Raw genomic sequence first — 21,923 nt, forward strand, 5'->3', positions numbered from 1 at the left:
CGAAAAGGGCCCTGCGTGCGTTTTACTGAAAGCGCGTTTCGTGGGCGCGAATGGTATATCCCTGCTCCTGCCAGTGCGTCAGCTGCTCCTGCTGGCGACGCGTCAGCTTTTTGCCGGTCCAGACAAAAATAGTCTGACCGGGAAAAAGTTCGGGGCGCGGCAGATCGAGCGGCTCCGCCAGCACGTCGAGTCGCCAGCCCTCCTGCGAGAGACGCCAGGCCTCCAGCCAGATGCGGGTGCGGTCTTCTACCGCCCAGCCGAGGATCAGCGCGTCTTTACCCGCTTTTTTACGACTGGCGGCGAGACAGAAGGCGACGTAATCAATCAGCGCGCCATCCAGCAGGCTGCTCATCACGCGCGCGGTGTTCTGATCCAGGCCAAGCTTCTGCCGAACCGGCATAATCACGTGATCGATAAGCGCGTCTACCGGGTTTTCCCGCCCGAGCGCGGCGATTTTGGCGCGCAGCTTTGACGGTTTGACGTGGCGCAGCACGCCCATCAACTCTTCCTGCAGGTTGCCCCAGCCGTCGTGTACGTTCACGCTCTCGCCTTCGAGCAGCGCTTTGACTTTGCCTACCGGCACGCCGCTTTCGATCCAGCGTTTGATTTCTTCGATGCGCTGCACATCCTCGTCATCAAACTGACGATGTCCACCCTCCGATCGCTGCGGCTTTAACAAGCCGTAACGTCGTTGCCACGCGCGCAGCGTGACTGGGTTTATTCCACAGCGTTCGGCGACGTCACCGATACTGTAAAAGGCCATAACTTCCCCAAACTTCCTGACTGCGATCCAGTAACCTTAACTAACCGGATCAACTTGTACAAATGTTTTTTAAATGTACAAGTTGACCCTGGCGCCAGTTTCACGCTATATCTCATTTATGAGATATTTTTCCCAAATATGAGAAGAGCGCCATGCTGACTGAAGAGAGTGAACAACGCCTTGCGGCTCGCCTTGCGGAACTCCGCGTTCAGCGCGGCTGGTCGCTGGATGAACTCGCCACGGCGACCGGCATCAGCCGGGCGTCATTGTCGCGTATTGAGCGCGGCGAAACCAGCCCGACGGCTGCCTTATTGAATCGGCTGTGCGTCGCTTATGGTCTTACCATGTCCCGGCTGTTAAGTGAAGTGGAAGAGGCGGTCAATCTGCTGCTGACGCCGGAACAGCAGCCGTTATGGCGCGACGACGCCAGCGGCTTTGTGCGCCGCAACGTCTCGCCGCCGGCCGCCCACTTCCGCGCAGAGCTGGTGGAAGGGCAGCTGCGGCCGGGCGCGCGCATCGATTACGATGCGCCGCCTGTTCAGGGGCTGGAGCAGCATATCTGGCTGCAGCAGGGCGGCCTGACCATCACCATGGACGGGCAGAGCTGGACCTTACAGAGCGGCGATTGCCTGCGTTTTCATCTGACCGGCCGCTCGGCGTTCGAGGCGCATCTCACCGACGGCGCGCGCTATGTGCTGGTGGTATGCAAACCATGACAACTTATGAATGGCTTGACGCCGATCGGGCGCGTATCGAGCAGGACTTTCTCAGCGATCTGCTGCAGGCGTGCGTCGCGGACGGCGCCAGCATCGGCTTTACCGATCCGCAGGACCGCGCGACGATAGCGCGTTTCTGGCAGCAACGCGCAGCCAGCCTCGCCGAGGGCGAGAACGAACTCATCGTTGCGCGCCAGCACGAGCGGGTGGTCGGCACGCTCACCCTGAGCGCCGCCGTGATGCCCAACGGCCGCCATCGCGCGGAGATAAACAAGCTGCTGGTGCATCCCGCCGCTCGCCGTCAGGGCATCGCGCGCCAGCTGATGCGGCTGGCCGAGCAGCGCGCGCAGGCGCTGGGCAAAACGCTGCTGGTGCTGGACACCCGCAGCGGCGACGTCGCCACGCAGCTCTATCTTTCGCTCGGCTGGCAGATTGCCGGCTCGATTCCAGGCTACGCCGAATCGATCGCGGGCGAGCTGGAGGCGACGACGGTAATGTTTAAGCCGCTGAAGCCCCTGCCATGATCCAGGTCGCGCGTGAAGATGCGGATCATCCCGACGCTCGCTGGCTGCTGGATCGGCTTTCCGACACCCTGGCGCAGTTAACCGGCAGCAGCGGCCGTGCCCGTTTTGATGCGGCGGAAATGGCGATGCCGGGACGCTGCTTCGCCGTGGCCCGGAATGCGCAGCGGCAGCCGGTTGGATGCGGCGCCTTTCGCCCGCTGCAGCCCGGCGTGGCTGAGCTTAAACGCATGTTCGCGCTGCCCGGAAGCCAGGGCGCTGGCGCGGCGCTGCTGCACTTCCTTGAGCAGCAGGCGCTGCTGGCGGGATATCGCCAGCTGTGGCTGGAGACGCGCCGCGTCAACGCGCGCGCGCTGGCGTTTTACGCACGCCACGGCTTTCAGCCTATTGCCGCATTCGGACCTTATGCCGCAATGCCGCAGGCGCAATGTCTGGGCAAACGGCTGGATGGTCAGGGCAGCGCATAGCTGACCGGCGTCACCGCCCGCGGGTCAATCTGCTGGCTTAGCGTGCGAACGGCACGCGCCAGCGGGCAGAGGGTGCCCACCGGCGTCACACGGCATCCCGCCTGCCGCCACTCCTCGCGCAGCAGCGGATGCGCGGCGTCGATCGGCTGCAAACGGCGCAGGTCATCCAGGCTTTGCGCCTGAAAATAGACGCGCAGAAAGCGTTCACCGCTGGCGTTGTCGCGCCAGCGCTCCAGCACAAGAGCGCCGCCGGGCGGGATATTGCCGCGCGCGTAGCCGGGCAGCGTCCAGCTAAAGCCCATCAGAGTACGCACCATCGCGATATTGGTGTCGTGAGCCACCAGCAGCAGCCAGCGCGCATGTGGCGCGGCGTCGCGGCTTTCCGCTGCCTCCAGCATAGCGTTGAGCAGAATCGAGCCGCGCTTTTGCGCGCTGTAGAGCACGTCGTTGCTGAGGTCGTAGTTCGCCGTCAGCAGCGGGAGAATGGCGGTGATCTGCGCCGAGCGGGTGATATGGCCCCAGGCGATCTGGCTGAGCGGCAGGTTCTCGCTCCAGCCGAGGCGCAGCGTTTCCGCCATGCTCGCCATCACGCTCAGGCCGGCGATATAGGCGTGGCCGCCTTTGCTCTGGCGGATCTGCCACGGCTGATCGAACAGCGCGCACTGGGCGTCCGAGAGACACACCGCCTGCTTCAGCGCCTGAACGGCGGGCTGTAGCGCCCGCTGCCGCGCGGCCAGATCGCCCGCCTTCGCCGCGACCGCCGCCCGCTGCCGCGCAGGATCGGTCGCCGTTGCGGCGAAGGCGTCGGTCTGGAACAGCGGATCGGCTTCATCTGCCACGTGATGCACCGGCACGCCGCAGCCGGGAAAGGCGCCGTCCACCAGCGCTTCGGCGGTGGCGCGGGTGCGCTGCAGCGGGCTGGCGCGCACGTAGATATCCTGCGGCTGCGGGCAGCCGGCCGTCAGCAGGCCGAGCTGACGATAATGTTCGCCCTCCCAGCGCCCTTTATTGACCACCGCCGCATAGCCGTGGCCCGTCAGCTCGCCGTCGCGCGTGCTCCATACCGTCCAGGGACGCTGCGTGGCGGCCTCGATCTCTTTGCGGTTGCCCGGCGTGGGCGGACGCACGCCGTGGCGGCTCAGCTCCACCACCTGCTCCAGCTGATAGGTCGGCTGCGCGGCGGCCTGCGCCATCCAGAGCAGCAGGGCGCAGAGAGCGGCAAAGGCGCGGTGGGGAAAAATCATCTCTTCTTCCTTATGAGAACGGCGGTGATGCGACACCATAGCGCTGAAGCCCGGCCGCTGGCTACGGCAAGATTTTTCCGCTGCGCAATTCTTCGAGACGGCGCGAAAAAATGCGCCTCAAAGCTGACGCTGGCGGATTACTGTGTAAAAATACAGGCCATTTTCACCCGGCGGTAAACGACTATGGCCCTGACAGCAGCAATAAAAAGCCAGATAGCGCAGTGGTATAAGGCGCTACAGCAGCAGGTGCCGGACTTTATTCCCCGCGCGCCGCAGCGCCAGATGATCGCCGAAGTGGCGAAGTGCCTGGCGGGCGACGACGCGCGCCATCTGGCGATTGAGGCGCCGACCGGCGTCGGCAAAACCCTCTCTTACCTGATCCCCGGCATCGCGGCGAGCCGCGCCGAAGAGAAGACCCTGATCGTCAGCACCGCCAACGTGGCGCTGCAGGATCAGATCTTTACCAAAGATCTGCCTCTGCTGAAAAAGATCATTCCCGATCTTACCTTTACCGCCGCCTTCGGGCGCGGTCGCTACGTCTGTCCGCGCAATCTGGCGGCGCTGGCGGCCAGCGACGACCAGCAGGGCGATCTGCTGCTCTATCTTGACGACGAGGCGGTAAGCAGCACTCAGGAGGAGCAGACGCAGTGCGGCCGACTGGAGAAGGCGCTCGGCAGCTACGCCTGGGACGGACTGCGCGACCACAGCGAAGAGAATATCAGCGACAGCCTGTGGCAGCGCCTCTCGACCGACAAAGCGAGCTGTCTCGGCGCGCACTGCCGCTGGTATCGCGAATGTCCCTTTTTCGTCGCCCGTCGTGAAATCGAGCAGGTGGATGTCGTGGTGGCTAACCATGCGCTAGTGATGGCGGCGATGGAGAACGAGTCGGTGCTGCCGCCGCCGAAGCACCTGATGCTGGTGCTGGACGAAGGCCACCATCTGCCGGAGGTGGCGCGCGACGCGCTGGAGATGAGCGCCGACATCACGCCCGGCTGGAGCAGCCTGCAGCTCGATCTCTTCGTGCGGCTGGTAGAGGGCATTATGACGCAGATGCGCCCGAAATCGCCGCCGCCGCTCAGCAACCCCGAGCGTCTCAAGGCGCACTGCGAGGAACTGCGCGAGCTGCTGACGACGCTGAGCCAGGCGCTCAATCCGCTGCTGCCCGCCGACAACCAGCCGGGCGAGTTTCGCTTTGTGCTCGGCGAGCTGCCTGAAGAGCTGCTGGCCCTCTGCGCGCGCCTGTTCAAGCTGAGCGACGCGCTGCGCGGCCTGGCGGAAGGACTGATCAACGCCCTCAGCGAACAGACCGGCAGCGTCGATCTGATGCGTTTGCACCGCAATCTGCTGCAGCTTAACCGCCAGTTCGGCTGGTTCGAATCAGTCAGCAAGCTGTGGCGGCTGGCGGCAATGCCGAAAGCGTCGGGCGCGCCGGTGTCGAAGTGGATCACGCGCGAGCTGCGCGACGGCCAGGCGCATCTGCTGTTTCACTGCGCCGGCATTCGCGTCAGCGATCAGCTGGAGAAGCTGCTGTGGCGCAAAATTCCTCATGTGGTGATGACCTCCGCTACGCTGCGCTCGCTCAACAGCTTCGGCCGCCTGCAGGAGATGTCGGGCCTGAGCGAGAAAGCCGGCGACCGATTCGTGGCGCTCGACTCGCCCTTTAATCACGTCGAGCAGGGCAAGCTGGTGATCCCGCAGATGCGCTATGAGCCGCTGCTGGCGAACGAAGCGGAGCATATCGCCGAAATGGCGGCCTTTTTCCGTCAGCAGATGAAAGAGGAGAAGCACAAAGGGGTGCTGGTGCTGTTCGCCAGCGGCCGCGCGATGCAGCAGTTCGTCGCACAATTGCCTGAGCTGCGCCTGACCATGCTAGTGCAGGGCGATCAGCCGCGCTCGCGTCTGGTGGATCTGCACCGTAAACGGGTGGCGAAGGGCGACACCAGCATTCTGGTGGGCCTGCAGTCCTTCGCCGAAGGGCTGGATTTAAAAGGCGAGCTGCTGAGCCAGGTGCATATTCATAAAATCGCTTTTCCGCCGGTGGACAGTCCGGTAATTTTGACCGAAGGCGAATGGCTTAAGAGCCTGAATCGCTACCCGTTTGAGGTGCAGAGCCTGCCGAGCGCCTCCTTTACGCTGATCCAGCAGGTTGGCCGCCTGATCCGCAGTCATCAGTGCTACGGCGAAATCGTCATCTATGACCGTCGCCTGCTGAGCAAAACCTACGGCAGCCGCCTGCTGGCCGCGCTGCCGGTCTTCCCTATCGAGCAGCCGGAGGCGCCCGCCGCGCTGAAGGTGAAACGCGCGCCAGCGCTGGCGGGTAACAAACGGCGCCCCACCCGGCGGCCGGCGACGAAGCGTTAACCACTGACTAATTTTGGCCGCCGCCTGGCGCGGCCCCTGATCGGAAGCGAAGAATGGAACTGAACAAAGTGATTAAAGAGATCGGACGCGGCAAAAATCACGCGCGCGATCTCGACCTCGCCACTGCGCAGGCGCTTTATACGGCGATGCTGGCGGGCGAGGTGCCGGAGCTGGAGCTGGGCGGCATTCTCATCGCGCTACGCATCAAGGGCGAAGGCGAAGAGGAGATGCGCGGTTTCTATCAGGCGATGCAGGCGAGCATGATGTCGCTGCAGGCGCCTGTGCAGCATCCGCAGCCGATAGTTATTCCCAGCTACAACGGCGCGCGGCGTCAGGGCAATCTGACGCCGCTGCTGGCGCTGTTGCTGAATCGCCTGGGCTTTCCGGTGCTGGTGCACGGCGTCAGCGACGATCCGACGCGCGTTACCAGCGAGGCGGTGTTCGCCGCGCTCGGCATTGCGGCGGTGACCACGCAGCAGCAGGCGCAGGCGGCGCTGGACAAGGGCGGCCTCGCCTTTATCACCATCGATCATCTCTGCCCGCCGATGGCGAAGCAGCTTTCGCTGCGCTGGCGAATGGGGGTGCGCAGCAGCGCCCATACGCTGGTGAAGCTGGCGACGCCGTTCGGCGAACGCGACGCGCTGCGTCTCTCCAGCGTATCGCACCCGGAATATGTACCGCGCGTGGCGAAATTCTTTAGCGATATCGACGCGCCCGCCATTCTGCTGAACGGCACGGAAGGCGAAGTTTACGCCAGCCCGCTGCGCTGTCCGGCGATCAGCTTTATTCCCGGCGCAGGAGGCGAAGCGGAAGTCTGGGTAGAGCGGCAGCCGGAAGCGGCGCCGGAGCTGCCGGCGGATAAATCGGCCGAGGCGACCGCGCGCTGGACGGAAAGGGTGTTGAAGGGCGAGTGCCCGGTGCCGCAGGCGCTGCGTCTGCAAATCGCCTGCTGCCTGCGCGCCAGCGGCGAGAGCGCGTCGCTGGAGGCGGGCCTGGCGCGCCTCAGCGACGCCGGATTTTAAGTTAGCCTTGCGGCAGCGCCTGTTCGACCAGGCGCTGCCAGAACGTCACGCCCAGCGGAATTAGCGCGTCGTTGAAGTCATATTCGGCGTTGTGCAGCGGTGCGGAAGGCGTCGCGCCATCGGCGCCCAGCCAGAAATAGGCGCCGGGACAGACATCAAGCATGCAGGCGAAATCTTCCGACGCCATGGAGGGATTCACTTGCCAGTGTACCTGCTCTTCGCCCAGCATCTGCTGCGCCGCCATGCGTACCTGCTCAGCGGGTTCGGCGTGGTTGGCGGTGACCGGATAGCCGGGAAACCAGTGAACAGCGCCGCTGACGCCGAACGGGCGCGGCAGGGTAGTGACAAACTCTTCGATCAGACCGCGTACCTTGTTGCGTACGTCGGTCTGCAAACATCGCACCGTACCGCGCAGCACCAGCGTTTCCGGGATGACGTTAATCGCTTCGCCGCCGTGGATCTGCGTGACGCTGACCACCGCCGAGGCGAGCGGCGAGAGGCGACGTGACGGAATGGTTTGCAGCGCCAGAATCAGTTCGGCGGCCACTACCATCGGATCGGCGCCGCTTTCCGGCATCGCCGCGTGGCAGCTCTTGCCGGTCAGGGTAATTTCAAACGAGTCGAGCGACGCCATCATCGCGCCGGGATTGACCGCCAGCGATCCCACCGGCAGGCCAGGCCAGTTATGCAGCGCATAGATTGCATCCATGGGGAAGCGCTGAAACAATCCCTCTTCCACCATTTTGCGCGCGCCGCCCAGATTCTCTTCGGCGGGCTGAAAGATAAAGTGCACCGTGCCGCGAAAGCGGCGCGTGGCCGCCAGCTGCAGCGCCGCCGCCAGCAGTATCGCGGTATGGCCGTCGTGGCCGCAGGCGTGCATCACGCCCTGACGCGCAGAGCGCCATTGCGGGTTGCCTTTTTCGGTGATGGGCAGGGCGTCCATATCGGCGCGCAGCCCGATAACCGGGCCGTCGCCGTTGCGCAGCGTGCCGACCACGCCGGTGCCTGCCAGCCCGCGATGCACCTGCAATCCCGCCATTTCCAGCTCCTGCGCGACCAGATCGCTGGTTTTATGCTCCTGATAACCGAGTTCCGGTTCGCGGTGCAGCTGATGACGCCAGTGTTGGGCTTTGTCGAGCAGGGCAGGGGATAGGGTCATGCGGAATCGCGCTCCTGTAGTGATGAGTCTCCACTTTAGTGGCAAGGCGCAGGCGCGTCTATCTTCCGGGCTGGGAATTTGGCTATAGGTCAGAACCAAAGGGAATAAGGGGCAGCGGACCGGCTGGGGGCGGAGCGGGGTAGCGGCCCCGCTTGCCTTTTGCGCGCGGCGCGCGCGGCGATTGACCTGGTGCGCAGATGGCTCTGAGCGGGTTTCGTTCGCCTGGTGGCGGCGTGGGTTTTGTTCGCCTGACGGCGGTGCGGGTTTCGTTCGCCTGACGGCGGTGCGGGTTTCGCTCGCCTGACGGCGGTGGGGGTTTCGTTCGCCTGGCGGCGGGGCAGGTTTCGTTCGCCTGACGGCGATGCGGGTTTCGCTCGCCTGGCAGCGGCGCAGGTTTCGTTCGCCTGACAGCGAGGGAGTTTCATTTCGCCCGCTGCGGGCGACCGAGCAGGGCCGGTGGGCGCCGGCCCTGCACCCGCGCCTCGGGCCAGCTCAGCCGCCCGCTGCGCGGGTCCCTTCGCTCTCTCAGGATTTCTGACGGACCGGCTGGATTCGCCATCCTTGGCTCATGCCAGCCTCTTCGCGGCATCCCTGCCGCTCGTCCTGAAATCCTTCCTCCGCTCAGCGGCTGCGATGGCCCCTACAACCCCCGCTGCGAGTTCTGATTCTTAAAGGCGCATCTTTGTCGCTGAAAGCATGAGTCATGCGCTCAGACAATGGCGTCGTTAATAAAAATAAGGAAATTGCAGGCGGGGCAGTGTCAGAGGCATCCGACACGCTGAGGCGCGCACGGCGGCCAGGACGAGCCGACAGGACGTCGGCGAGAGCGCGGCATGAGACAGGATGTCGAATCCGCGCGGTCCGTGAGGCCGACGTAAGCAACGAAGGGACCGCGCGGAGCGCGGCGTGGAGGCTGCCGGAAGCCGGGATTGTTAAGGGGCTGGCGAGCCCCTTAACACGCACGCCAGCAGCGGCGCTGCTGAAACTCCCTGCCGCCTGGCGGGCGGAACCCGCTCAGAGCCTGTTCGCGCAGCGAACCAGAGCCGCCAGCGGGCGGAACCCGCTCAGCGCCCACCTGCGCAGCAGGCCAACCCGCCAGCGGGCGGAACCCGCTCAGCGCCCGCCTGCGCAGCAGGCCAGCCCGTCAGGCGGGACGGAACCCGCCGCCGCCCGCGCCCGGCCTGGCGCCCCTCACTTCAGCATCGGCAGATTAAGCCCGTGCTCGGCCGCGCAGGCCTGCGCGCGCTCATACCCGGCGTCCGCATGGCGCATCACGCCCGTGGCGGGATCGTTCCACAGCACGCGGCCCAGGCGCTGGTCGGCCTGCTCGCTGCCGTCGCAGACGATCACCATGCCCGCATGCTGCGAAAAGCCCATACCGACGCCGCCGCCGTGGTGCAGGCTCACCCAGGTCGCGCCGCCCGCGGTATTCAGCAGGGCGTTAAGCAGCGGCCAGTCGGACACCGCGTCGGAGCCATCCTTCATCGACTCGGTTTCGCGGTTCGGCGAGGCGACGGAACCGCAGTCGAGATGGTCGCGGCCAATCACAATCGGCGCTTTCAGCTCGCCGTTGCGCACCATCTCGTTGAACGCCAGTCCGGCCAGATGGCGCTCCCCTAGCCCCAGCCAGCAGATGCGCGCCGGCAGACCCTGAAAAGCGATGCGCTCCTGCGCCATATCGAGCCAGCGATGCAGGCTTTTATGCTGCGGAAACAGCTCTTTGAGCTTCGCATCCGTTTTGTAGATATCTTCCGGATCGCCCGACAGCGCGACCCAGCGGAACGGTCCTTTGCCCTCGCAGAACAGCGGACGAATATAGGCCGGCACGAATCCCGGGAAATCAAAGGCGTTCTCGACGCCCTCGTCCAGCGCCACCTGACGAATATTGTTGCCGTAGTCCACCGTGGGGATGCCCATATGGCAGAAGTCGAGCATCGCCTGCACGTGCACCGCCATCGAAGCGCGCGCCGCTTTTTCCACCGCTTTCGGCGCGCTGGCGCGTTCGGACTGCCAGCGCGCCACGTCCCAGCCGATCGGCAGATAGCCGTTTACCGGGTCGTGCGCGGAGGTCTGATCGGTCACGATATCGGGCCTGATGCCGCCCGCGCGGGCGCGTTTCACCATTTCCGGCAGGATCTCGGCGGCGTTGCCCAGCAGGCCGACGGAGATCGCCTGTTTCGCCTGCGTCGCCTCTTCAATCAGCGTCAGCGCCTCGTCCAGCGTGTAGGCTTTGTGATCGACATAGCGGGTGCGCAGGCGAAAATCGATGCGCGATTCCTGACACTCGATAGCCAGCACGCAGGCGCCCGCCAGCACGCCCGCCAGCGGCTGCGCGCCGCCCATGCCGCCCAGACCGGCGGTCAGGATCCAGCGTCCGGCCAGATCGCCGTTATAGTGCTGACGGCCCGCTTCGACGAAGGTTTCATACGTGCCCTGCACGATGCCCTGCGCGCCGATATAGATCCAGGAGCCGGCGGTCATCTGGCCGTACATCATCAGCCCGGCTTTATCCAGCTCGTGAAAATGATCCCAGTTGGCCCAGTGCGGCACCAGGTTGGAGTTCGCCAGCAGCACGCGCGGCGCGTCGGCATGGGTGCGGAAGACGCCAACGGGCTTGCCCGACTGGATCAGCAGGGTTTCGTCGGGCTGCAGCAGCTCCAGCGAGCGCAGGATCTGTTCAAAGCATTCCCAGTTGCGCGCCGCTTTGCCGATGCCGCCGTAAACCACCAGATCTTCCGGCCGCTCGGCCACGTCGGGATCGAGGTTATTCTGGATCATGCGCCAGGCGGCTTCGATCAGCCAGTTGGCGCAGTGCAGCGTAGTGCCGTGCGGCGCACGCACTTCGCGCGCCACGGCCTGGGAGAGAGTTTCGCTCATAGCAGATTCCTTATTCACCTGAAGAGACGGTCTGCTGGCTGGGCAGCAGCGCCGTGAGAAAATCGGGCCAGTCGCTACGGCTGGCCCACAGACGCATGGCGTCGATATCGGGCGCCAGCAGGCGGTCTTCCTCAAGGAAGGCGACCTGCTGACGAATACGGCTAATCTCGCGCTCAAGCAGCGCGGAGCTTTGCAGCGGACGGTGGAACTCAATGCCCTGCGCCGCCGCCATCGCTTCGATGCCGACCACTGCGGCGGTGTTAAAGCACATGCTGCCGAGACGGCGCGCCGCATAGGTCGCCATCGAAACGTGATCTTCCTGATTGGCGGAGGTCGGCAGGCTGTCGACGCTGCCCGGATGCGCCAGCGATTTATTCTCTGAGGCCAGCGCGGCGGCGGTGACCTGCGCAATCATAAACCCGGAGTTGACGCCGCCGTCGCGCACCAGAAAGGGCGGCAGGCCAGAGAGGCCGGTGTCGAGCAGCAGCGCCATGCGGCGCTCGGAAATAGCGCCGATCTCCGCTACCGCCAGCGCGATAATATCGGCGGCGAAGGCCACCGGCTCGGCGTGGAAATTGCCGCCGGAGATGACGTCGCCGCTGTCGCTGAACACCAGCGGGTTATCCGAGGCGGCGTTGGATTCAATCTGCAGTACGCGCGCGGCATGAGTGAGATTGTCGAGGCAGGCGCCCATAACCTGCGGCACGCAGCGCACCGAGTAGGGGTCCTGCACCCGGCCGCAGTTAGCGTGCGAGCCGAGAATTTCGCTGCCGTTGACCAGCGTTTCGACGGCGGCGGCCACCGCGATTTGCCCGCGCTGGCCGCGCGCCTGATGAATGCGCGCGTCGTAAGGTTTCAGCGAGCCTTTAATCGCCTCCAGCGACAGCGCGCCCGCTACCAGCCCGGCGGCCATCAGGTTTTCCGCCTCGAACAGGCCGCGCAGCGCCAGCGCGGTCGACACCTGGGTGCCGTTAAGCAGCGCCAGACCCTCTTTCGGGCCGAGCACGAAGGGCTCCAGCCCAACGGAGGCCAGGGCGTCACGCGCGGGGATCAGCGCGCCATCGACGCGTACCTGGCCTTCGCCCAGCAGCATCAGCGAAAGATGCGCGAGCGGCGCCAGATCGCCGGACGCGCCGACCGAGCCTTTTTCCGGAATGCAGGGCATCACGCCCGCGTTAAACAGCGTCAGCAGCGCGTCGATCAGCGCGATACGCACGCCGGAATGGCCGCGCGCCAGGCTAATGATTTTGGTCGCCATCACCAGACGGGTTACGTTATCGGGCAGCAGATCGCCCAGGCCAACGCTGTGCGACAGCACCAGATTACGCTGCAGATCCGCAAGACGGGCGGCGGGAATTTGCGTCTGCGCCAGCTTGCCGAAGCCGGTATTGATGCCGTACACCACCTTGCCGGAGGCGACGATCTCATCCACGGTCTGCTGCGCGCGCAGGATAGCCTCCTGCGCCTGCTCATCAAGCGTGAGCGTCACGCCGCCCTGATATATCCTGCGCAGCGCGGCAAGATCCACTTTACCGGGAACCAGGCGCATCGCCTGAGCCGAACCTGACATAGTCTACTCCTGTCTATACAAGTAAGCGCGTTAAGCAAAAACCCGAACCGTTTTCACTCTGCGCAGCGAATGAAATCGAGTGAACCACAAGTGTCTATTCTTGTCTATACAACTGGCAAGTTATAAGCATTTGCTATGCCAGCGCGATCACAAATTAGCGTGCTCAACTGGCGTGCGATAGCGAGACGGGCGGGGCTGAGGATGTATATACATTTACGCCGTGAGACAGTAAACTTCAGGCATTATCGTGATAAGGAAATGAATATGGTCGAGCATTCGGCAATAGCACAGCTGGCGGCCGCGATGAGCGATGAGCCAGCCCCAATCTACCAGCGCGTCAAGCAGGCGATCGTCAGCCAGATCCGCGCAGGCAGCTGGAAGGCGAACCAGCGCGTGCCGTCGGAAAGCGAGCTGGTTAACGAGCTGGGCGTCAGCCGCATGACCATCAACCGCGCGCTGCGCGAACTGACCAGTGAAGGCTTTCTGGTGCGTATGCAGGGCGTCGGCACCTTCGTCGCCGAGATGAAAGGCTACACGGCAATGCTCGAAGTGCATAACATCGCGGACGAGATCGCCCAGCGCGGCCACCAGCATCGCTGCCAGATCCTCGCCATCGGCCAGAATAAAGCCGATCCCGAGCAGGCGGCGGTGCTCGGCTTAAGCACCGGTCAGACCCTCTTCCATTCGCTGATCGTGCACTATGAGGACGATTTGCCGGTGCAGCTGGAGGATCGCCTGGTTAACCCGCTGGTGGCGCCCGATTACCTGAGCCAGGATTACCACCAGCTTACGCCCTATACCTATCTGATGCAGGTGGCGCCGCTCACCGCAGGCGAGCATATCGTCGAGGCGGTGCTGCCGGACGCGCGCCAGCGTAAATATCTGTCGCTGGATGAGCACGAGCCCTGCCTGCTGATTCGACGCCAGACCTGGAGCGACACCAAAATCGTCACCTACGCGCGCCTGCTCTATCCGGGATCGCGCTATAAGCTGCTTGGCCGCTTCAAGGGACACGGCTAAGACGCGTCAGCAGCAGCTGCGCACCTGGCGTGACCGGCGTCAGCCGCGTCTCCTCATCCAGCCACCAGACGCCCTGCGCTGCGCCGAACCGTTCGCCGTTATCCAGCCGCCATTCGCCGGCGATCGACCAGGCGACGCCGTGCAGGCTGGCCTCCGCCTGTGCGGTCACCGCCACCTCCGCCGCCCAGCTGTCGCGCCGCGTCATGATGTTAAAGTCTTCGCTTTGCCCCTGCAGAGCGGCGTGGATCGCCCATTCGCCGGGAAAGCGCCACGGTTGAAGCGGCTTCAGCCGGTGCGTGGCGGCGGGCGCGCTGAGCCGCACCTCATCGCCGCGCAGCAGCGTAATCACCCGATCGATGCCGGGAAAGCGTGAGAAATCGCCATCGTGGGCGAGGGTGGCGATACTGGCGCGCCAGGCGAAATCCGCTTCGCCCGGCGGATAGCTGACGATTTCGCGCGTTTCGCCGCCGCCGTTGCGCCAGCGGCTGACCGGAAGATCGGCGTAGCAGAAATGCGTTCTCATCGCAGCGCCGCCATCGCCTGGCGAAACGCGGCCGCGCAGCGCTCTTCCGCGGCGTGGCGTCCCCCCTCGATCACCGCGCGGCCCGCGACCCACACCTCGCGGATCTGTTCGCGCCGTCCGGCGAACAGCCAGCGGTTGAGCAGCGCCTCGTCACCCACGCTGTCGAGCCATTCATCCTCCGCCAGCACCAGCCAGTCGGCGCGTTTACCCGGCGACAGTTCGCCGAGCGCGACGCCGCACGCCTGCGCGCCGCCGAGCGCCGCGCCGCGCCACAGCAGATCGCCTACCGAGGGCTGATCCGCCGTGGTGATGCGGTTGCGGCGGCGATCGCGCAGCCGCTGGCCATATTCGAGCCAGCGCAGCTCCTCCAGCGCGCTGAGGGAAACATGGCTGTCGGAGCCGATGCCCCAGCGTCCGCCCTGGGCGATAAACTCAGCCGCCGGGAAGATGCCGTCGCCGAGATTGGCCTCGGTGGTCGGGCAGAGACCGGCCACCGCGCGGCTGGCGGCGAGCTGCGCGATTTCGCGCGCGTCGAGATGCGTGGCGTGGATCAGGCACCAGCGCGCATCGACCTCAAAGCGGTTAAGCAGCCACTCCACCGGCCGCTCGCCGCTCCAGGCCAGGCAGTCGTTGACCTCTTTCTCCTGCTCGGCGACGTGAATATGCACCGGCAGCGCGCTGTCGCTCGCGGCCAGCGCCTCGCGCATCTGCGCTTCGCTCACCGCGCGCAGCGAGTGAAAACAGAGGCCGCGATTAAGCAGCGGCTTATCGCGCACGCTCGCCGCCAGCCGTTCCTGCTGCCGCAGCCAGGCGTCGGTCTGCTGAATAAAGCGTTTTTGTCCCGGCAGCGGCGGCTGCGCGCCGAATCCGCTGTGGCTGTAGAGCACCGGCAGCAGCGTCTGGCCGATGCCGGCGATCTCGGCGGCCTGCATCAGCTGCTGCAGCATCGCGTCCTGCGTGTAGGGCGCGCCGCTGGGATCGTGATGGAGATAGTGAAACTCCGCCACCTGGGTATAGCCGCCTTTCAGCATATCGATATAGAGATACGCGGCGATGGCGCCCACCTGTTCCGGCGTCAGGCGCTGCACCATGCGATACATCAGATCGCGCCATGTCCAGAAGCTGTCCTGAGGATCGCCTGCGACCTCCGCCAGCCCGGCCATGGCGCGTTGAAAGGCGTGCGAGTGCAGATTGGCGACAGAGGGAAGGGTTGCGCCGGGCAGGCGGATAGCGTCGTGCGCGTCGCTGTCGGGCGTGACGCGCTCAATAACGCCGGCGTCGTTAACGGTAATACGCACCTGATGTCGCCAGCCGTCGGCCAGCAGCGCGCGTGGAGCAAAAAAGGTTGCCATAGTTGATCCTCACCGGCTGTAGTTGTATATACATATACATACTTTAAAAGGCGGAGTAAATCGTCCGCAACGGGAGAAAGCGCAATGGCGGAAAGCAAAGCGATCGACAGCCTGTGGCTGGGGGCCGATCTGGTCACCATGCGCGAAGGCAAATATCACATCATCGAGGATGGCGCGCTGGCGGTCACAGGCGACAGGATAGTGTGGGTAGGGCCGCGCGCAGAGATGCCCGATTTTACGCCGCGTCAGCAGCACCGCTTCGACGGCGGCATTGTGACGCCAGGCCTGATTGACTGTCATACCCATCTGGTGTTCGGCGGCGACCGCAGCGCAGAGTTCGAGCAGCGCCTCAACGGCGTCAGCTACGCCGAGATCGCCGCGCAGGGCGGCGGTATTCTCTCGACGGTGCGCGCGACGCGCGAAGCCAGCGAGGCGTCGCTGGTGGCGTCGGCGCGCTGGCGGCTCGACCGACTGCTGGCGGAAGGGGTCACCACGGTAGAGATTAAATCGGGCTATGGGCTGGATGAGGCGAGCGAGCTGCGCATGCTGAGCGCCATCCGCCAGTTAGGCGAGAGCGCGCCCGTCGACGTGCTGGCGACCTGCCTGGCGGCGCACGCCTTTCCGCCGGAATTCAAACAGGATCCCGACGGCTGGGTCGATCTGATTTGCCAGCGCATTCTGCCGCAGGTGAAAGCCAACGGGCTGGCGGACGCGGTGGACGCCTTCTGCGAGCATCTGGCTTTTTCTCCGGCGCAGGTGGCGCGCGTGTTCGATAAGGCCGTGGAGCTTGGGCTGCCGGTGAAGCTGCACGCCGAGCAGCTCTCTTCGCTGGGCGGCGCGCGGCTGGCGGCGGGCTACGGCGCGCTCTCCGCCGACCATCTCGAATACGCTACCGAAGAGGACGCGCGGGCGATGGGCGAGCGGGGCACGGTGGCGGTGCTGCTGCCCGGCGCCTTCTATCTGCTGCGCGAAACCCAACGGCCGCCGGTGGCGCTGTTTCGCCAGCACGGCGTGCCTATGGCGCTGGCCAGCGACGCCAATCCCGGCACTTCGCCTGCGCTGTCGCTGCGCCTGATGCTCAATATGGGCTGCACGCTGTTCGGTATGACGCCGGAAGAGGCGCTGGCGGGCGTTACGCTCTGGGGCGCGAAGGCGCTGGGGCTGCAGCAGACGCACGGCTCGCTGGAGGCGGGCAAAATGGCGAACTTCGTTCACTGGCCGCTGGCGCGTCCGGCGGAACTGGTTTACTGGCTGGGCGGCGAGCTGCCCTGTACCGTTATCTATCGCGGAGAAGCGCAATGACATCTTTCGACTTTACGCCGGGCAGCCTGCCGCTGCTGGTCAGCATTCCTCACGCCGGCACGCAGCTTACGCCAGAGGTGGAAGCGGGGCTGAGCGAGGCGGCGCGCGGCCTGCCCGACACCGACTGGCATATTCCGCTGCTGTTCGATTTTGTGCGCGATCTGGGCGCCAGCGTGCTGATCGGCCGCTATTCGCGGTTCGTTATCGACCTGAATCGTCCGCCGGACAATCAGCCGCTCTACGCCACGGCCACCACCGGCCTCTTTCCAGAAACCCTGTTCGACGGCTCGCCGACCTTCGCGCCAGGCAAAACGCCCTCTGCGGCGCAGCGCGAAGGCTATCTCCGCGATATCTGGCAGCCCTATCATCAGCAGATCCAGCAGGAGCTGGCGCGCCTGAAGGCGCAACACGGCTACGCGCTGCTGTTTGACGCCCACTCTATCGCCAGCGTCATCCCGCGTCTCTTTGAGGGGCGTCTGCCGGATCTCAATATCGGCACCAACGACGGCAAAAGCTGTCGCCCCGAGGTGACGCAGGGGCTGGAAGCGGTCTGCGCGGCGCAGAGCGACTACAGTTGGGTGGTGAACGGACGCTTTAAGGGGGGCTACATTACGCGCGCCTATGGTCAGCCGGAAGAGCAGGTCGAGGCGGTGCAGCTGGAGCTGGCGCAGCGGAACTATATGGAGGAGACGCCGCCGTTCGCCTGGCGGCAGGAGCGGGCTTCAGCGCTGCAAAAGGTGCTGAAGCCGCTGATGCACAGTTTTATCGCGCGCGGCAAGAGCCGGTAACGGGCGGCGCGCCGCGCTTAGCGGCGGCGCGCGTCCGGCCGCATCAGGTCGAAGCGCTCGTTTTCGCTGATGCCGTAATAGGCGCTCGGCCCGCCGGCGCGCAGAATAGGCTGCGCGCGCGCCGTCTGGTAAATCCCCTCGTCCAGCAGCGACTCGTCGATATGAATGGCGATCGCTTCGCCCAGCACCAGCCAGCTGTCGATCGGATTGCCCTGCGCATCCTGCAGCTGGATCAGCTGCGTCAGGCGACATTCGAAGTTCACCGGGCTTTCCGCCACCAGGCTCGCCTTCACCTGCGAGGCGGCCAGCGGCGTGACGCCCGCCAGCGCGAACTCATCCTGTTCCGGCGGCACCGATGCCGAACTCTCGTTCATCGCTTCCGCCAGCGAGCGCGTCGCCAGATTCCAGACGAACTCTTTGCTTTCGCTGATATTGCGCACGCTGTCTTTCCAGCCGCTGCTGGCGAAGCCGATGATCGGCGGATGATAGTTAAAGCAGTTGAAGAAGCTGTAGGGCGCCAGGTTGCGCTGGCCCGCCGCGGAAATCGAACTGATCCAGCCGATCGGGCGCGGCCCGATAATGGCGTTCAGCGGGTCGTGCGGCAGGCCGTGGCCGGCGCGCGGCTGGTAGGAGTAGCGTTTATGCGTCATCTTTTATCCCGTAGCGAAGTGTTAACAATATCTTAGCGCTACAGCATCGGCTGCATCGGGAAGAAATGTGTAAGCGGATTGTGCGGCTTTATTTTCCCGGCGCTGCGGCGTATTGTACGCGCCTGCAAAACGGGAGACGCCATGAACAAGCCAGCCAGTAATTTATTCCACGCCCGCAACCGCCATCAGGGCGAATATGACTTTGCCGCCTTGACCGCCGCGCATCCGCCGCTGGCGGCCAAAGTGCGGCCCAACGGCTACGGCGCGCAGTCGATCGATTTTGCCGACGCGGAGGCGGTGATGCTGCTCAATCAGGCGCTGCTGAAGCTTTTTTACGGCATCGAGTGGCAGCTGGCGCCCGGCGCGCTCTGTCCGCCGGTGCCGGGCCGCGCCGATTACCTGCACTATCTGGCCGATCTGCTGGCGCTGGACAATCGCGGCGCCATCCCGCAGGCGGATATTCTGGATATCGGCTGCGGCGCGAACTGCATCTATCCGCTGATCGGCCAGGCGGAGTATGGCTGGCGCTTTACCGGCACCGATATCGACGAGGCGGCGCTGAAGGCGGCCAGTCGTATCGTGTCGGCCAATCCTGGCTTACAGCGCGCGATTCGCCTGCGTCGACAGAAAGATCCGCAGGCGGTGCTGGCGGGCGTGGTGAACAAAAATGAATTTTTCCACGCGGTGATTTGCAACCCGCCGTTCCACGCCTCGGCGGCGGAAGCGGCAGGCGCCTCGCAGCGTAAAACGCGCAATCTGAAGCTGGAGAGCGCGACGCCGCTCAACTTCGGCGGTCAGCATAACGAGCTATGGTGCGAAGGCGGCGAAAAAGCGTTCGTCGGCAAGATGATCGCCGAGAGCGCGGCGCTGGCGCGCCAGTGCGTCTGGTTCACCTCGCTGGTGTCGCGCCGCGAGAACCTGCCCGCGCTGGAAAAACAGCTGCAGGCGCTCGACGCGGCGGAGGTGCGGGTGGTGAATATGGCGCAGGGGCAGAAGCAGAGCCGTTTTCTCGCCTGGAGCTTTATGCCCGCGGCAACGCGCGCGCAGCGGCTGGCGAAATAGCCTTGCGAGCGGGCCATGCCGCCCGCCTGTTGCAAAGGGATAAAGCGACGGGCCGACTGATGTCGGCCCGGAAACTCAGGAAACGTGCTGCAGGAACTCGCGCAGGCGATCGCTCGGCGGCTGGGTAATCAGCGCATCGGGATCGCCATCTTCCGCGATAGTGCCTTTATCGATAAAGATCAGGCGCGACGCGACTTTCTGCGCAAAGCCGACTTCATGGGTGACGATCACCATAGTCATGCCTTCCTCCGCCAGATCCTGCATCACCTTCAGCACCTCGTGACGCAGTTCGGGATCCAGCGCGGAGGTCGGCTCGTCGAACAGCATCAGCTTCGGCTTTACCGCCAGCGCGCGGGCGATAGCGACGCGCTGCTGCTGGCCGCCGGAAAGCTCGGAAGGAAAGTGGTGCGCGCGCTCGGCCAGGCCGACCTTCGCCAGCAGCTGGCGCGCCAGCGCATGCGCATCCTCTTTCTTTGCGCCGCGCACGCGAATCGGCCCGAACGCCACGTTGTCCAGCGCGCTCATCTGCGGGAACAGATGAAACTGCTGGAACACCATGCCCGCTTCCTGACGGATCAGGCGCTCGTCTACTTTGGGATCGTTGACCTTGAGACCGTCGACGATCAGATCGCCGCTAGTGATCTCTTCCAGCTTGTTGATGCAGCGCAGCAGCGTCGATTTGCCGGAGCCGGACGGCCCGATAATCACCACCACCTCGCCCTGATTAATCTTCAGGTTGATATCGTGCAGCACCTGGGTGGTGCCGAAGCTCTTGGAAACGTTTTTAAATTCAATCACAGGATTTTCATCCTTTTCTCGATGCGGCGCAGCACAAAGCTCAACACCAGCGTAATCACAAGGTAGATAATCGCCACGGCGCTCCAGATCTCCAGCGCGCGGAAGTTGCCGGCGATGATCTCCTGACCCTGACGCGTCAGCTCCGCCATGCCGATAACGATAAACAGCGAGGTATCTTTGATGCTGACGATCCACTGGTTGCCGAGCGGCGGCAGCATACGGCGCAGCGCCAGCGGCATAATAACGTAGCGCAGGGTTTCGCGACGCGACAGCCCCAGCGCCAGGCCCGCTTCGCGGAAGCCTTTATTGATCGACAGCACCGCGCCGCGCGTGATCTCGGCGATATAGGCGCCGGAGTTGATCATAATGGTCACCACCGCCGCGGTGAAGGGATCGATGCGCAGATCGGGGAAGGCCATCGGCAGCGCGAAGTAGATAAACATGACCTGCACCACGATAGGGGTGCCGCGGATGATCTCAATAAAAACTAGCGCGAGATTGTTGGCGATCCAGCCGCCGTAGGCGCGGGCGAAGCCGGCGACCAGGCCGATGATCAGTCCGCCGACCAGGCCGAGCACCGAGATCAGCAGGGTCATTTTCGTGCCTTCGATCAGCGCCGGCATCGCGGGCCAGATGACGCTCCAGTCAAACTCCATGGTGTGACTCCAGTTATGTTGCGATGGAAAAAGCAGGGCACGCGTCCCTGCTCAAAATTGAAACAAAAAAATTATTATTTAGGTTCGCTGCCGAACCATTTTTTGTAGATCTGGTTATAGGTGCCGTTCTCTTTCAGGGTCTTCAGCGCGCCGTTTACTTTCTCACGCAGTTCGTCGCTGCCTTTCGGGAACGCCACGCCGTACTGCTGCGCCTCGATAGAGTCGCCTACCGCTTTAAAGCGGCCTTTGCCTGCGGTGTTGATAAAGTAAAGGATGTTCGGCGTGTCGTGCAGCACCGCGTCGGCGCGGTTGGTGCCCAGCTCCATATAGGCGTTGTCGATATTCGGGAACTGACGCAGATCTTTGGTTTTGATATGCGCTTTCGCGTAATCCACCGAACCGGTGCCGCTCTTCACCGCAACCACTTTACCGTTGAGGTCGTCAATACCTTTGATGTCGTTTTCGTTATTGCGAACCATCACCAGCAGACCGCTCTTGTAGTAGCCGTCAGAAAACTCGATCGCTTTTTTACGCTCGTCGGTAATGGTGATGCCCGCCAGCGCCAGGTCGATATTGCGCGTCTGCAGGGCAGGGATAATGCCGCTAAAGTCCATCGGCTTAAGGGTATAGTCCAGCTTCAGCTCTTTAGCGATGGCGTCCCACAGGTCGACGTCGAAGCCGACATACTTATCGCCCTGTTTGAATTCAAAAGGAACGAACGCGGTATCGGTGGCAACGATCAGTTTTTTTTCTGCTGCGGTGGAAGAGAGTGAGAAGGCCAGCGCCAGCGCGGCCACAGAGACTTTAAACAGTGACTTCATCATTTTTCCTTATTACATCCCGGCCTGAAGGCGGTGTTTACGGCTTACCATATGAAAAAATTATGCCAACTTTTCATTTTTACCACAATCAAAGGGTTAAATCAGAAAGCTGACACGATTTTGCACAGGTAAAAACTTTTGCACCAAAATCGATCACCAAAATGGTGCATAAGATTATTCTGGTGCAATGCACCTTTGCATGCGGCATTCGGCGTGGGAAGGAGAGGCGTTCAGAAATGTTATAGAGGTCA

General features: G+C 63.8%; 20 protein-coding genes. 9 read left to right on the forward strand and 11 right to left on the reverse strand.

Translation table 11 applies throughout. The features are described from left to right. Positions 1–22: 22 nt before the first annotated feature. Complete coding sequence (locus AC6I7Z_RS06590; protein WP_497813586.1) at positions 23–763, reverse strand: MerR family transcriptional regulator; 741 nt, start codon at positions 761–763, stop codon at positions 23–25. Between the two features lie 152 nt (positions 764–915). Between AC6I7Z_RS06590 and AC6I7Z_RS06595 the strand changes: the two genes are divergently transcribed. From AC6I7Z_RS06595 to AC6I7Z_RS06605, 3 genes are read left to right on the forward strand one after another with little or no spacing between them, the layout of a single operon-like run. Beyond that, positions 916–1,479: a helix-turn-helix domain-containing protein gene (locus AC6I7Z_RS06595; RefSeq protein WP_497813587.1), complete on the forward strand. Its 564-nt coding sequence runs from the start codon at positions 916–918 to the stop codon at positions 1,477–1,479. Then, positions 1,476–2,003, forward strand: a complete 528-nt coding sequence (locus tag AC6I7Z_RS06600) for a GNAT family N-acetyltransferase (RefSeq protein ID WP_497813588.1) — start codon at positions 1,476–1,478, stop codon at positions 2,001–2,003. Before AC6I7Z_RS06595 ends, AC6I7Z_RS06600 begins: the two co-directional genes overlap by 4 nt. Continuing rightward, a complete protein-coding gene (locus AC6I7Z_RS06605) occupies positions 2,000–2,467 on the forward strand; it encodes a GNAT family N-acetyltransferase (RefSeq protein WP_497813589.1) in 468 nt (155 codons plus the stop codon). The genes AC6I7Z_RS06600 and AC6I7Z_RS06605 overlap by 4 nt, the downstream gene beginning before the upstream one ends. Here the strand turns inward: AC6I7Z_RS06605 and AC6I7Z_RS06610 are convergent. After that, complete coding sequence (locus tag AC6I7Z_RS06610; RefSeq protein ID WP_497813590.1) at positions 2,452–3,711, reverse strand: histidine-type phosphatase; 1,260 nt, start codon at positions 3,709–3,711, stop codon at positions 2,452–2,454. The genes AC6I7Z_RS06605 and AC6I7Z_RS06610 overlap by 16 nt on opposite strands. Before the next feature lie 183 nt (positions 3,712–3,894). Between AC6I7Z_RS06610 and dinG the strand changes: the two genes are divergently transcribed. Beyond that, complete coding sequence (gene dinG / locus AC6I7Z_RS06615; protein WP_497813591.1) at positions 3,895–6,072, forward strand: ATP-dependent DNA helicase DinG; 2,178 nt, start codon at positions 3,895–3,897, stop codon at positions 6,070–6,072. 53 nt (positions 6,073–6,125) lie between these two features. Continuing rightward, positions 6,126–7,094, forward strand: coding sequence for a DNA-binding protein YbiB (gene ybiB, locus AC6I7Z_RS06620; RefSeq protein WP_497813592.1), 969 nt, complete (start codon positions 6,126–6,128; stop codon positions 7,092–7,094). 1 nt (position 7,095) lies between these two features. Here the strand turns inward: ybiB and AC6I7Z_RS06625 are convergent, their stop codons facing one another. From AC6I7Z_RS06625 to hutH, 3 genes are all read right to left on the reverse strand, one after another. Then, on the reverse strand, positions 7,096–8,253 hold the full coding sequence (locus AC6I7Z_RS06625; RefSeq protein ID WP_497813593.1) for a M20 aminoacylase family protein: 1,158 nt from the start codon (positions 8,251–8,253) through the stop codon (positions 7,096–7,098). 1,191 nt (positions 8,254–9,444) lie between these two features. Beyond that, positions 9,445–11,130 (reverse strand): urocanate hydratase, encoded by a 1,686-nt coding sequence (gene hutU / locus AC6I7Z_RS06630; RefSeq protein WP_497813594.1) that lies wholly within the window; start codon positions 11,128–11,130, stop codon positions 9,445–9,447. A 10-nt stretch (positions 11,131–11,140) separates the two neighbouring features. Next, a complete protein-coding gene (gene hutH, locus AC6I7Z_RS06635) occupies positions 11,141–12,700 on the reverse strand; it encodes a histidine ammonia-lyase (protein ID WP_497813595.1) in 1,560 nt (519 codons plus the stop codon). A gap of 264 nt (positions 12,701–12,964) precedes the next feature. On the opposite strand from hutH, the gene hutC reads away from it, so the two are divergent. Continuing rightward, entirely contained in the window at positions 12,965–13,720 is a 756-nt protein-coding gene (hutC, locus tag AC6I7Z_RS06640; RefSeq protein ID WP_316556119.1) for a histidine utilization transcriptional repressor HutC, read from the forward strand. On the opposite strand, the gene AC6I7Z_RS06645 is transcribed toward hutC, so the two are convergent. Further along, entirely contained in the window at positions 13,704–14,243 is a 540-nt protein-coding gene (locus AC6I7Z_RS06645; protein WP_497813596.1) for a HutD/Ves family protein, read from the reverse strand. The genes hutC and AC6I7Z_RS06645 overlap by 17 nt on opposite strands. Next, the gene (locus tag AC6I7Z_RS06650; RefSeq protein ID WP_497813597.1) at positions 14,240–15,595 is read right to left on the reverse strand and encodes a formimidoylglutamate deiminase; all 1,356 of its coding nucleotides are present in this window, start codon (positions 15,593–15,595) and stop codon (positions 14,240–14,242) included. The genes AC6I7Z_RS06645 and AC6I7Z_RS06650 overlap by 4 nt, the downstream gene beginning before the upstream one ends. Before the next feature lie 84 nt (positions 15,596–15,679). Here AC6I7Z_RS06650 and hutI point away from each other — a divergent pair, with 84 nt between their 5' ends. Then, positions 15,680–16,897, forward strand: a complete 1,218-nt coding sequence (gene hutI / locus AC6I7Z_RS06655) for an imidazolonepropionase (RefSeq protein WP_497813598.1) — start codon at positions 15,680–15,682, stop codon at positions 16,895–16,897. Next, positions 16,894–17,685 (forward strand): N-formylglutamate deformylase, encoded by a 792-nt coding sequence (hutG, locus tag AC6I7Z_RS06660; RefSeq protein WP_497813599.1) that lies wholly within the window; start codon positions 16,894–16,896, stop codon positions 17,683–17,685. The genes hutI and hutG overlap by 4 nt, the downstream gene beginning before the upstream one ends. A 17-nt stretch (positions 17,686–17,702) precedes the next feature. Here the strand turns inward: hutG and AC6I7Z_RS06665 are convergent, their stop codons facing one another. After that, on the reverse strand, positions 17,703–18,335 hold the full coding sequence (locus AC6I7Z_RS06665) for a flavin reductase family protein (RefSeq protein ID WP_497813600.1): 633 nt from the start codon (positions 18,333–18,335) through the stop codon (positions 17,703–17,705). 141 nt (positions 18,336–18,476) lie between these two features. Between AC6I7Z_RS06665 and rlmF the strand changes: the two genes are divergently transcribed. Beyond that, entirely contained in the window at positions 18,477–19,397 is a 921-nt protein-coding gene (gene rlmF / locus AC6I7Z_RS06670; protein ID WP_497813601.1) for a 23S rRNA (adenine(1618)-N(6))-methyltransferase RlmF, read from the forward strand. 75 nt (positions 19,398–19,472) lie between these two features. Here the strand turns inward: rlmF and glnQ are convergent, their stop codons facing one another. The 3 genes from glnQ to glnH form a co-directional block, all read right to left on the reverse strand. Next, positions 19,473–20,195, reverse strand: coding sequence for a glutamine ABC transporter ATP-binding protein GlnQ (gene glnQ, locus AC6I7Z_RS06675; protein WP_497813602.1), 723 nt, complete (start codon positions 20,193–20,195; stop codon positions 19,473–19,475). Then, positions 20,192–20,851, reverse strand: coding sequence for a glutamine ABC transporter permease GlnP (glnP, locus tag AC6I7Z_RS06680; RefSeq protein ID WP_497813603.1), 660 nt, complete (start codon positions 20,849–20,851; stop codon positions 20,192–20,194). Before glnP ends, glnQ begins: the two co-directional genes overlap by 4 nt. 74 nt (positions 20,852–20,925) lie before the next feature. Continuing rightward, positions 20,926–21,672, reverse strand: a complete 747-nt coding sequence (glnH, locus tag AC6I7Z_RS06685) for a glutamine ABC transporter substrate-binding protein GlnH (protein WP_033751452.1) — start codon at positions 21,670–21,672, stop codon at positions 20,926–20,928. Between the last annotated feature and the right edge of the window lie 251 nt (positions 21,673–21,923).

Source organism: Pantoea sp. X-Soil-MYKO-1289, assembly GCF_059730625.1.

What these genes read in the sequence shown, in the direction of transcription:
- AC6I7Z_RS06590 (WP_497813586.1), bottom strand. Translation starts at nt 763, where the DNA reads ATGGCCTTTTACAGTATCGGTGACGTCGCCGAACGCTGTGGAATAAAC.
- AC6I7Z_RS06595 (WP_497813587.1), top strand. Translation starts at nt 916, where the DNA reads ATGCTGACTGAAGAGAGTGAACAACGCCTTGCGGCTCGCCTTGCGGAA.
- AC6I7Z_RS06600 (WP_497813588.1), top strand. Translation starts at nt 1,476, where the DNA reads ATGACAACTTATGAATGGCTTGACGCCGATCGGGCGCGTATCGAGCAG.
- AC6I7Z_RS06605 (WP_497813589.1), top strand. Translation starts at nt 2,000, where the DNA reads ATGATCCAGGTCGCGCGTGAAGATGCGGATCATCCCGACGCTCGCTGG.
- AC6I7Z_RS06610 (WP_497813590.1), bottom strand. Translation starts at nt 3,711, where the DNA reads ATGATTTTTCCCCACCGCGCCTTTGCCGCTCTCTGCGCCCTGCTGCTC.
- dinG (WP_497813591.1), top strand. Translation starts at nt 3,895, where the DNA reads ATGGCCCTGACAGCAGCAATAAAAAGCCAGATAGCGCAGTGGTATAAG.
- ybiB (WP_497813592.1), top strand. Translation starts at nt 6,126, where the DNA reads ATGGAACTGAACAAAGTGATTAAAGAGATCGGACGCGGCAAAAATCAC.
- AC6I7Z_RS06625 (WP_497813593.1), bottom strand. Translation starts at nt 8,253, where the DNA reads ATGACCCTATCCCCTGCCCTGCTCGACAAAGCCCAACACTGGCGTCAT.
- hutU (WP_497813594.1), bottom strand. Translation starts at nt 11,130, where the DNA reads ATGAGCGAAACTCTCTCCCAGGCCGTGGCGCGCGAAGTGCGTGCGCCG.
- hutH (WP_497813595.1), bottom strand. Translation starts at nt 12,700, where the DNA reads ATGTCAGGTTCGGCTCAGGCGATGCGCCTGGTTCCCGGTAAAGTGGAT.
- hutC (WP_316556119.1), top strand. Translation starts at nt 12,965, where the DNA reads ATGGTCGAGCATTCGGCAATAGCACAGCTGGCGGCCGCGATGAGCGAT.
- AC6I7Z_RS06645 (WP_497813596.1), bottom strand. Translation starts at nt 14,243, where the DNA reads ATGAGAACGCATTTCTGCTACGCCGATCTTCCGGTCAGCCGCTGGCGC.
- AC6I7Z_RS06650 (WP_497813597.1), bottom strand. Translation starts at nt 15,595, where the DNA reads ATGGCAACCTTTTTTGCTCCACGCGCGCTGCTGGCCGACGGCTGGCGA.
- hutI (WP_497813598.1), top strand. Translation starts at nt 15,680, where the DNA reads ATGGCGGAAAGCAAAGCGATCGACAGCCTGTGGCTGGGGGCCGATCTG.
- hutG (WP_497813599.1), top strand. Translation starts at nt 16,894, where the DNA reads ATGACATCTTTCGACTTTACGCCGGGCAGCCTGCCGCTGCTGGTCAGC.
- AC6I7Z_RS06665 (WP_497813600.1), bottom strand. Translation starts at nt 18,335, where the DNA reads ATGACGCATAAACGCTACTCCTACCAGCCGCGCGCCGGCCACGGCCTG.
- rlmF (WP_497813601.1), top strand. Translation starts at nt 18,477, where the DNA reads ATGAACAAGCCAGCCAGTAATTTATTCCACGCCCGCAACCGCCATCAG.
- glnP (WP_497813603.1), bottom strand. Translation starts at nt 20,851, where the DNA reads ATGGAGTTTGACTGGAGCGTCATCTGGCCCGCGATGCCGGCGCTGATC.
- glnH (WP_033751452.1), bottom strand. Translation starts at nt 21,672, where the DNA reads ATGAAGTCACTGTTTAAAGTCTCTGTGGCCGCGCTGGCGCTGGCCTTC.